We start from the raw sequence: 10,259 nt of genomic DNA on the forward strand, positions 1-10,259 counted from the left end.
TAAGCACCGCCTTTTTCGTTGCTTTTAGCTTTTTTTCTCGCCACTTTTAAGCATCGTGTTCTGAATAATAATATTAAACAGGGAAAGCAGAATGCTCGCTAGAAGGCTCATGCCAAAGCTTGAAATTTCAAAGCTGTCTCCCATTAGACGATCTGTTAATGAGAGTGTGATCGCATTGATCACAAATAAAAACAAACCTAACGAAAGTATTGTTACAGGGAGTGTCAATAAAATCAGGATAGGCTTCACCACAATATTAAGCAATGACAAAATGATACTAGCCCCAATTGCAGCTCCTATGCCTGACAGATAGAAAGAATCTTTGAACAAACCCGCCAATGCAATAAAAAACACGGCATTTATAACAATACCTAACAACCACTTCATATTTTCCTACACCTCATTTGGAAGAACAAATGTCATAATCAAATAAATCAGCACTAGCGTAAAGCCAGTTGGAATCAGTGCTAGAAGAAAGATTCCTCGCAACAGATTTGCATTAATATTGATACTTTCTGCAAGTCCGCCGATTACTCCTGCCAGTTTCCGATTATTTGTTGAGCGCATCAATTTCTTCATTTTATCTCCTTTCGAAGATTACTGTTGCTCCCGTTTCTTAATTTTGATGGAACCTGTTTTTGTGTTCGCTTCTATTCTTGTTCGTTTATCCAACGATTGAATAGACTGAAATTCCATCACTTTTTGGAGCACATCATTTTTTTCTTCTATTATTTGTATACCCTCAAGTTCAACATTAAATCCGCCAAAATTAGTCTTTAAGCTACCTGTTACGGCAAGCTCCTCTGGAAGCTGAACTTCAATGCTGCCTGTTGTCCCTTTTAACTCAAGCACCTCAATTTCTTCCGAATGGTCGATGCAAAGGATATTGCCATTAAAGGATTGAAGATCAACTTTTTTGAAAAAGCCTTCAGCCTTTATAGCTCCATTCAATGTTTCCCCGTCCAGCTCTTGAATCACACTGTTTTCAATTACTATACCGCCGTTTGCTGAATCTGCTTCCAGCTTTTCACTTTGCCCGGCATTTATTGTAATTTTCCCGTTTGCTGTTTTCGCATAAACCTGATCTGCGAAAAGATCATATGTTTTAATGGATCCGGTAAACAGTCTTACTTTTGCGATGTGGTACGTATTTTTTGGAACATATAGCTTCGTCTGCAGCTTCATCCATTTATGGTTCACCTTTATCTCCAGAGCATCTTCTTTCGCCTTTACTTTTACCTCTTTTAAAAATAAATCCTTCGCCTGCTCACTGGAATCGACCCTGTAGATTTTCGCTTTGCATTCAATCCGAATCTCCTGCTGATCCCAAGGAATAAGCTCTACTTCACCGTTTGGAATGTCAACATCGATATTTTTCGGGAATACCTCTGTAAACTGAAAAATATGCGATACTTCTTCATGTCTCGTAATATTTAACTGATCGAGATCCACTTCCTTAACCTTCTTTACGGCAGTATCTACAAAATCAAACAGTTTATCTTTAGCTGACTGGAATTTAAATGCCGATTGCTGATATGGTTCTTTTTTCTTTTCCTGAAATACAGACTCATCAAAACTCTCATCGTCGGTTTTTAGTATTTTAGCTAAATCTGCTTCCTCTGCCTTTTCTATTAGCGACAACGCCTCATCAATTGTCAGCTTGCCTTCCTCTAAAAGCTGCAGTATTCTTCTTTTTTCATCCGCCATTAATATTGCCTCCATTCTATCCCTAAGTGGTATATGTTTCCCTACTTGAGTAAAACTTTAAGCATAGCTATAAATGCAGCTGCTTTTTTCTGTCTGTGTATTTCTGTTTAGAACGTTAAGTAAATGTAAAACTAAGGAAAGCTGTGATACCTCTTGTTCTTCCCTTTCCTATTATTACGAATGAAACAATCTTAAAGTTTCATCTAAGCTGGGAATTGAGCATTTCTTTCTATCGTATGAGCATTATATAAAATTAAGAATAATGTCCACCTGGAAGTTAAGTATTAAAAAACCGGCCTCTGGAGTAATATCCAAAAGCCGGTAGGGCAGGATGCCTTATCCTGTTGTTATTTCCTCTGCATCTTTAATGCTTTGCTTCATACGCAGACGGTCTCTTTCCAGAATTGGTTTTAAATACTTTCCTGTATAGGAGCCTTCAAGCTCAGCGATCTTTTCTGGTGTGCCGCTTCCCAAAATAGTGCCGCCTTTGTCTCCTCCTTCTGGACCAAGATCGATAATATAATCTGTCGCTTTAATAACGTCAAGATTATGCTCAATTACAAGCACAGTATCTCCATTGTCGACAAGACGCTGCAGGACACCTAGCAGCCTTGATATATCATCAACATGCAAGCCTGTTGTCGGCTCATCCAATATATAGAAGGTTTTACCCGATGATCTTTTGTGCAACTCAGAAGCAAGCTTAACCCTTTGAGCTTCACCGCCTGACAGTGTTGTTGCTGGCTGTCCTAATTTGATATATCCTAACCCTACATCGACAATCGTTTGCAGCTTGCGGTGAATTTTCGGGATATTTTCAAAGAAGGAAACAGCATCCTCGACTGTCATGTCAAGCACATCGGAAATATTTTTCCCTTTGTACTGCACTTCTAGCGTTTCCCTGTTATATCGTTTTCCATGACAGACTTCACATGGGACGTACACATCTGGCAGGAAGTGCATTTCAATCTTGATGATTCCATCTCCGCGGCAAGCCTCGCATCTTCCGCCTTTAACATTGAAGCTGAATCTGCCCTTTTTATAACCGCGAACTTTCGCTTCATTCGTTGTAGCATAAACATCCCGGATATCATCGAATACGCCAGTATATGTGGCAGGATTGGATCTAGGTGTGCGGCCGATAGGAGATTGGTCGATATCAATTACCTTTTCAAGCTGCTCAATTCCTTTTATTTCTTTATGCTCACCCGGTTTTGCCTTTGCCCTGTTCAATTTTTGGGCAAGGCTTTTATGAAGAATTTCGTTTACGAGCGTGCTTTTTCCCGATCCGGAAACGCCTGTGACTGCTGTAAACACCCCTAACGGTATTTTCACACTGACATTTTTGAGATTGTTTTCTTTTGCTCCGATAATTTCCAGAACCCTGCCGTCATTTTTTCTGCGCTCAAGCGGCAGTGGAATAAACTTTTTACCTGATAAATATTGACCGGTTATGGAATTATCATCTTCCATTACTTCCTGTGGAGTTCCCGTTGAAATTATTTGTCCGCCGTGAACCCCTGCTCCCGGACCGACATCGATTAAATAATCTGCTTCCATCATTGTATCTTCATCATGCTCTACAACAATTAGCGTATTTCCGATGTCCCTCATATGCTTCAATGTATCAATCAATTTGTCATTATCTCTTTGATGTAGCCCAATAGACGGTTCATCTAGTATATAAAGTACGCCTGTCAGCCGTGAACCGATTTGCGTAGCAAGTCTGATTCGCTGCGCTTCTCCGCCGGATAAAGTTCCTGCAGCTCTGCTAAGTGTCAAGTAATCCAAACCAACATTATTAAGGAAACCAAGACGCTCTGAGATTTCCCGCAGAATTAGATTGGCTATTTGTTGTTCCTTTTGTGTTAAAGTAAGATTTTCGAAGAAGTTCTTCCCTTCAAGGACGGATTTTTCCGTCACTTGGCCGATGTGCAAGCCGTTCACAAATACTGCCTGAGCTTCCCTTTTTAAACGGTAGCCTTTACAAGTCGGACAATCTTGCTGCCCCATATACTTCTCCATTTGTTCCCGGATGAAATCGGAGCTTGTTTCCTTATATCGTCTTTCCACATTGCGAATAACACCTTCAAACTGGATATCATTTTCCCTTACTTGGCCAAAATCATTTTCATAACGGAAATGGATTTTTTCTTTGCCTGAGCCGTAAAGAATTTTATCCAGCATTGGTTTCGGAATATCTTTAACAGGTATATTCATGTCAATGCCATAATGGTTGCAGATACTTTCCAAAAGCTGCGGATAATATTGGGAACTGATAGATTCCCATGGTGCTATCGCGTTTTCCTTTAATGTGAGATTCGGATTAGGAATAACCAGTTCAACATCCACCTCTAACCTCGATCCAAGACCGTCACATTCAGGACATGCCCCAAACGGACTGTTGAAGGAGAATAATCTCGGTTCCAGCTCTCCGATGGAAAAACCGCAGATTGGGCAGGCATGATGCTCGCTGAACAGGAGCTCTTCTTCTCCAATCACGTCAATAATTACTTTTCCGCCGCCAAACTGAAGAGCAGATTCAAGGGAATCAGCAAGACGCTGAGAGATCCCTTCTTTAACGACAAGGCGGTCAATTACCACTTCAATATTGTGCTTTTTATTCTTCTCAAGCTCAATATCATCGCTCAGCTCATACATTTCTCCATCTATTCTGACACGAACATAACCTTGCTTCTTAATATCCTCCAGCACTTTCACATGTGCCCCTTTTCTGCCGGAAATGACAGGTGCAAGCACTTGAAGTCGGGTTCTCTCAGGGTATTCCAATATGCGGTCAACCATTTGTTCTATTGTTTGCGAAGTGATTTCAACCCCGTGCTCCGGACAAACCGGCCTGCCGATTCTGGCATACAGCAACCGCAAATAGTCGTATATTTCTGTAACCGTGCCGACAGTCGACCGCGGATTTCGGCTCGTTGTCTTTTGGTCAATGGAAATGGCAGGAGACAAACCTTCAATTGAATCAACATCCGGTTTATCCATCTGCCCAAGGAATTGGCGTGCATATGCTGATAAAGACTCAACATAGCGCCTTTGTCCTTCTGCATAGATAGTATCAAAAGCAAGAGAGGATTTCCCTGAGCCAGACAGTCCTGTGATTACAACAAGCTTATCTCTTGGTATAGTAATATCAATATTTTTCAGATTATGTGCCCTTGCACCTTTAACAATCAATTTATCTTTTGCCATTTCAGCCTTCACCCCTCTGCCTTAAGCTCAAGCAGCAAATCGCGGAGTTCTGCAGCTCTTTCGAAGTTGAGAGCTTTTGCAGCTTCCTTCATTTCTGCTTCCATTTGTGCAATCATTGCTTCTTTGTCTTTTTTCGTCAACTTTTCCAGCTTAGCAGATGCTGTATACTCTTCCGGCTCCTCTGCCGCCTGTGTTGCTCTTATTGTGGCTCTGATTCCTTTTTGGATCGTCTGTGGCGTAATGCCGTGCTTTTCATTATATTCTTCTTGGATAGCGCGGCGCCGTTTTGTTTCATTTATCGCTATTTCCATCGAGTTTGTCATTTTATCTGCATACATAATGACATGGCCATTCGAATTTCTCGCCGCACGGCCGATTGTTTGAATCAATGAACGCTCAGAACGGAGGAAGCCCTCTTTATCTGCATCCAGAATAGTAACAAGAGATACTTCCGGTATGTCCAGTCCTTCCCGCAACAGGTTGATTCCGACAAGTACATCATATTTGCCTAAACGAAGCTCCCGGATAATTTCAATCCGCTCTAAGGTCTTTACCTCAGAATGGAGATATTGAACCTTTATGCCGATTTCCTTCAAATAATCCGTCAAGTCTTCGGACATTTTTTTCGTTAAGGTAGTTACAAGTACCCTTTCGTTCTTTTTAATGCGTTCCTGAATTTCACTAATCAGATCATCTATCTGTCCTTCAATCGGTCGGATATCAATCGTCGGATCAAGCAAGCCAGTCGGTCTGATAATCTGCTCAATCATTTCCGGAGTATGCTCCAGCTCATATGGTCCCGGAGTTGCTGAAACACAAATCATCTGATTGATATGCTCCTCGAATTCACCAAACTTTAATGGCCTGTTGTCCATGGCTGACGGCAGTCGGAATCCATGTTCAACAAGCACACCTTTGCGCGCTTGGTCTCCGTTATACATCCCTCTGATTTGCGGCAATGTAACATGGGACTCGTCAATAACTAGCAAGAAGTCCTTCGGAAAGAAGTCTAATAATGTATATGGTGTCGAGCCTGGAGGTCTTAATGTTAAATGACGGGAGTAGTTTTCAATTCCCGAACAGAAGCCCATTTCCCTCATCATTTCCAAATCATATCTGCAGCGTTGTTCAAGTCGCTGTGCCTCTAACAGCTTATTGTCCTCCCGGAGCTTTTCAAGCTGCTCTTCCAGCTCTTTTTCAATATTTTCTATTGCTATTCTCATTTTCTCTTCTCGTGTAACGAAGTGGGAAGCTGGGAAAATGGAAACATGATTTCTTTCTCCAAAAATCTCTCCTGTCAATGCATCCACTTCACGGATGCGATCGATTTCATCTCCAAAAAACTCCACTCTAATGCAGCGCTCGTCACGGGATGCTGGGAAGATTTCGACGACATCTCCCCTTACGCGGAACGTTCCCCGCTTAAAGTCAATGTCATTACGGTCATACTGGATATCAACGAGCCTGCGAAGGAGCTGATTGCGTTCAATCTCCATACCTGCTCTCAGAGACACCACCATTTCCTTATACTCTTCAGGAGAACCTAAGCCATAGATGCAGGAAACACTAGCAATGATGATGACATCTTCCCTCTCAAACAGCGAGGCAGTCGCTGAGTGACGAAGCTTATCAATCTCATCGTTTATGCTGGCATCCTTTTCTATGAAAGTATCTGTGCTCGGCACATATGCTTCAGGCTGATAATAATCATAATAGCTGACAAAATACTCAACCGCATTGTTCGGAAAAAACTCCTTGAATTCACTGTAAAGCTGACCTGCCAATGTCTTGTTATGTGCAATGATCAATGTCGGCTTTTTTACTTCCTTAATAACATTGCTGACAGTAAATGTTTTTCCTGTCCCTGTTGCACCAAGGAGTGTTTGGATTTTTTTGCCCGAATTTATTCCAGAAACGAGCTGTTTAATTGCCTCGGGCTGGTCCCCATCAGGGGAATATTTAGAAACTAATTCGAATTCTTGGGTCACTGTAATCCTCCTGTTTCTTCCTTCTGTACTATAGGTTTCATTGATTTTCCTAATGATTAATAGGGGCTGTATATGTAAATGTAATTCAAAAATCTATTTAAGACACATCTTATAAACTATCCAAATTTAAGATTTGATATATCACCATTCTACCACAAACTTCCCTATTCAAACCAATAATATGCGAACGAATATTCCCCTTTTTTTATTTTTTGTTGTTTTTTAAATAAAAAAAGAATGCCCTTCCTTAGGATGATTCTCCACGAAGGAAACATTCACCTGTTTAAAGAAGGTCATTCTTTTCATTATTTATTCAGCGGCTTTAGCACTCTGTTTTTTCAGTCTGCCGCTAAGCCAAAACCCCACAGTCAGGGAAAATGCATCAATCACAATCAGCAAAAAGGAATTCGTATATCCCTTATACGCGGAGGCAGCGATCAACGCAACCGTAAGCACTAAAGCAACTACTCGATTGTAAGCCACCCTTGTAAAAAGCATAACTAATAATCCGGGAAAAATAAGTGCAGCTAAATAGATCATCTTATATTGATACACCTCTTTTTTGCTTGAGCGTTATTATCCTTCAATAACCGTAATGCCAAGTCTGGATAAAGCACTGGCAAGATTATTAAAGATTGGAATCCTGCTGAAGTCTACACCGAGCTGAATCGCAGTCTGTGCCACTTCTGGACGCAGGCCTGAAAGGTAAGCTGTAACACCAATCAGGTTTAAAGCATGGATAACATGAAAAATTTGCTGTGCTACCATTGTATCAATAATTGGTACGCCAGATAAGTCAATGAACAGCTTTTCCATATTATTATTATTACACTGCTTCAATGTAGTTTCCATAATAATATTAGCTCTTTGCGTATCGATATCCCCTAACAACGGCAGCACTCCAATTCCCTTTGTAATCGGGATGACAGGGCTGCTCAGTTCATAGATGGTCTCCTGCTGTGCAGAAAGCTGCTGATGCTTAAATTTATCGTAGTATTCTATAAAAATATTTGTAAAAATATCAAAGGCATAATTTGTTAAACGCAACCAATTGAACATGTTGCTGATACTGAAATTCTCTTGAGACTCCTCTGCGAATTTCTGAATATATTTAATTAAGATAGATTTGACGCATGTCAGCTGTTCAATCGACTCTAGTATCGGTACAGCGTCCTGAGATCTTTGTTTGGCGACCTTTACAGCCCACTCCGAAATACTTGCTTTATAAACAGTTTCCTCCGAATGAAAGACATGCAGTACATTCTTTACAAGCGTATGATAGCTGTTAACCAGCTCCTCTTTAATCGGCTGGCCCTCTTCAATCCTGTAGAATGCTGATTTATTTGTACTTAACGTCTTTAGCCATTCCTCTGCCATACTTTCTATCTGTTCATTTAAATAATTATATAATTCTTTTTTGCAGTCAGACACGTAATTCTCCTCCTAAAGGTAAGCGACAGTTCAATCTCTCAAAATAACAAGCTTTTAATTCCGCCAGTTTCATAGCAGCCTGTGCATTCACTATGTGGAAGGATATAACCAATAGCAATTGTACTATATATGGGCAGTATCTAACAGCAAAGCAGCTTGACTATCAATGAATCAAATGGCAGCTTTATTAAGCTATTGACCAAACTATTAGAAAGGGAATCCCTAGAATGCAGCTTGCAGCTTTATATCAAACAGGTAGGTTATGTGGAACTATTTTTCCAAAAGACCTGTCTTTAGTTTTTTATCAGTCCAGTGGCAATTACTTGAAAAAGAGGCTTCACGGACGAAGATCTTTTTTTGGCATTGCTCACCATCACAATTATTTCATTCAATTCTTGCGGAGTAAGTTCTTCTATGATCCATTCCGCCAATTCATGATGGCTTATAGATATATTCTTATACGGAATTTTAATTGTCCGACATTGCATTAACTCTTTCCTCAGAATATTTACATGATATTCATATCTTGATAATCCACTTTGTCTAGTATTCATCCCTTGTGTCCAATCCTCTTTATACATAGTTGCACCTCACTTTAGTTACAAACACTTGCAGACCTTCAAAATTAGAAACTTTTTATTTAAGTGTAAATATATCTACTTGATTAGTAGAGGTCAATCACGAAAGGCATTATCCTCCTATTATGGAAGGAAATTAGGAACAATGTCGTATACATGCTAGGGAAATAGTCTATTCCACTTCCCCGTTTTGTAAGGTAAAATTTACTACATAATGTATATACAAATATTTACCCCGTTTCCCATTTCATACACTGCTAAATGCTTCGTGATTTACTATGAGGAGGAATCAATATGGATATTGAAAAAATAAAAGCACAATATATCGGAACCCAATTAAAAGAAGATATCTTTTCAAATTCCATCGAAGGTCTTTTGCTGCTAAAAAAAGGCGCTGTTTTGGAAGATACCCATATTGATCTTCTTTTAAACCACAAAGTTGATGTTTCTAGTTTGACTTCTATTTCCGAAACTAGTGAGGCTTTGTCTGCTGAACAAGCTTACTTTGCTATTTTTACACAAGTGGAAGAAACTTTTGCCTCATTAATCAACAAAAGTGAAGAAGGTCTTGAGGAGTTACTCTCTGACTATAGGATTCTTATCGACCTTGCCTTACATGACATTACCATTTTAGACTTTATTCTCGATGATACGCATACCAGCAACTCTATCTACAAGCACAGTATCAATGTCGGCATTATTTCCGCGCTCATTGGACAAATACTAGGCTATTCTAATAGAAACTGTCACTTACTAAGCCAAATGGGTTTATTTCACGATATTGGAATGCTCCTAATCAAAGATGAAATTCTTAATAAGAAGACAAAGCTGACTCATTCAGAATATAAAGAAATCCAAAAACATACGACTTTAGGAAAAAGTATTCTATTCTCGATTAACTCATTAGATATCATCATCTCAAGAACAGCTCTGCTTCATCATGAAAAAATAAATGGCAAAGGATACCCACTTAACCGGCAAGAAAAGGATATACCATTTATGATTCAAATTATTTCCGTTGCCGACATCTTTAATAGTATGTGCTCAAGTACGTGGCATCAAAAGAAAAAGACATATTTCGAGGCCATCAATGAGCTAATTGATGAGGCCCATGGAAATGCCATCAATCCCGCAATCGTCATTCCTTTTGTTTCGTATCTTATGCGAAAGCAGCTCTTTAAAAAGGTGAAACTAAATACAGAGCAAACAGCGGAGATTATCTTTATTCATCCAAATGAGCCCCATTTACCTCTTGTCCGTATTGAGGATGACTATTTGGATTTGCGTAAATCAGCTTCTACTAAAATAATAGATAGGCAGGCATAACAAAAGACCACAGATA

The 10,259-nt window shown here is 39.8% G+C and carries 9 protein-coding genes; 1 reads left to right on the top strand and 8 read right to left on the bottom strand.

Annotated features, from left to right (window positions below; translation table 11 throughout):
• Positions 1-24 precede the first annotated feature (24 nt).
• The 8 genes from LXM54_RS27360 to LXM54_RS27395 form a co-directional block, all read right to left on the bottom strand.
• Positions 25-387, bottom strand: a complete 363-nt coding sequence (locus LXM54_RS27360) for a phage holin family protein (protein WP_233319465.1) — start codon at positions 385-387, stop codon at positions 25-27.
• 6 nt (positions 388-393) lie between these two features.
• A complete protein-coding gene (locus tag LXM54_RS27365) occupies positions 394-579 on the bottom strand; it encodes a PspC domain-containing protein (protein ID WP_233319467.1) in 186 nt (61 codons plus the stop codon).
• A gap of 18 nt (positions 580-597) precedes the next feature.
• Positions 598-1,707, bottom strand: coding sequence for a DUF4097 family beta strand repeat-containing protein (locus tag LXM54_RS27370; RefSeq protein ID WP_233319470.1), 1,110 nt, complete (start codon positions 1,705-1,707; stop codon positions 598-600).
• Between the two features lie 336 nt (positions 1,708-2,043).
• Entirely contained in the window at positions 2,044-4,920 is a 2,877-nt protein-coding gene (gene uvrA, locus LXM54_RS27375) for an excinuclease ABC subunit UvrA (RefSeq protein WP_233319471.1), read from the bottom strand.
• Positions 4,921-4,928: 8 nt separating this feature from the next.
• Positions 4,929-6,908, bottom strand: coding sequence for an excinuclease ABC subunit UvrB (gene uvrB / locus LXM54_RS27380; RefSeq protein ID WP_233319473.1), 1,980 nt, complete (start codon positions 6,906-6,908; stop codon positions 4,929-4,931).
• A 309-nt stretch (positions 6,909-7,217) separates the two neighbouring features.
• On the bottom strand, positions 7,218-7,448 hold the full coding sequence (locus tag LXM54_RS27385; RefSeq protein WP_233319475.1) for a CsbA family protein: 231 nt from the start codon (positions 7,446-7,448) through the stop codon (positions 7,218-7,220).
• 36 nt (positions 7,449-7,484) lie between these two features.
• Entirely contained in the window at positions 7,485-8,339 is an 855-nt protein-coding gene (locus tag LXM54_RS28380) for an STAS domain-containing protein (protein WP_233319477.1), read from the bottom strand.
• Positions 8,340-8,632: 293 nt separating this feature from the next.
• Positions 8,633-8,827, bottom strand: coding sequence for a hypothetical protein (locus LXM54_RS27395; protein ID WP_233319479.1), 195 nt, complete (start codon positions 8,825-8,827; stop codon positions 8,633-8,635).
• Between the two features lie 384 nt (positions 8,828-9,211).
• On the opposite strand from LXM54_RS27395, the gene LXM54_RS27400 reads away from it, so the two are divergent.
• A complete protein-coding gene (locus LXM54_RS27400; protein WP_233319481.1) occupies positions 9,212-10,243 on the top strand; it encodes an HD-GYP domain-containing protein in 1,032 nt (343 codons plus the stop codon).
• The last annotated feature ends 16 nt before the right edge of the window (positions 10,244-10,259 follow it).

The sequence above is a fragment of the Bacillus sp. Au-Bac7 genome (genome assembly GCF_021341655.1).
Lineage (GTDB): Bacteria > Bacillota > Bacilli > Bacillales > Cytobacillaceae > Niallia.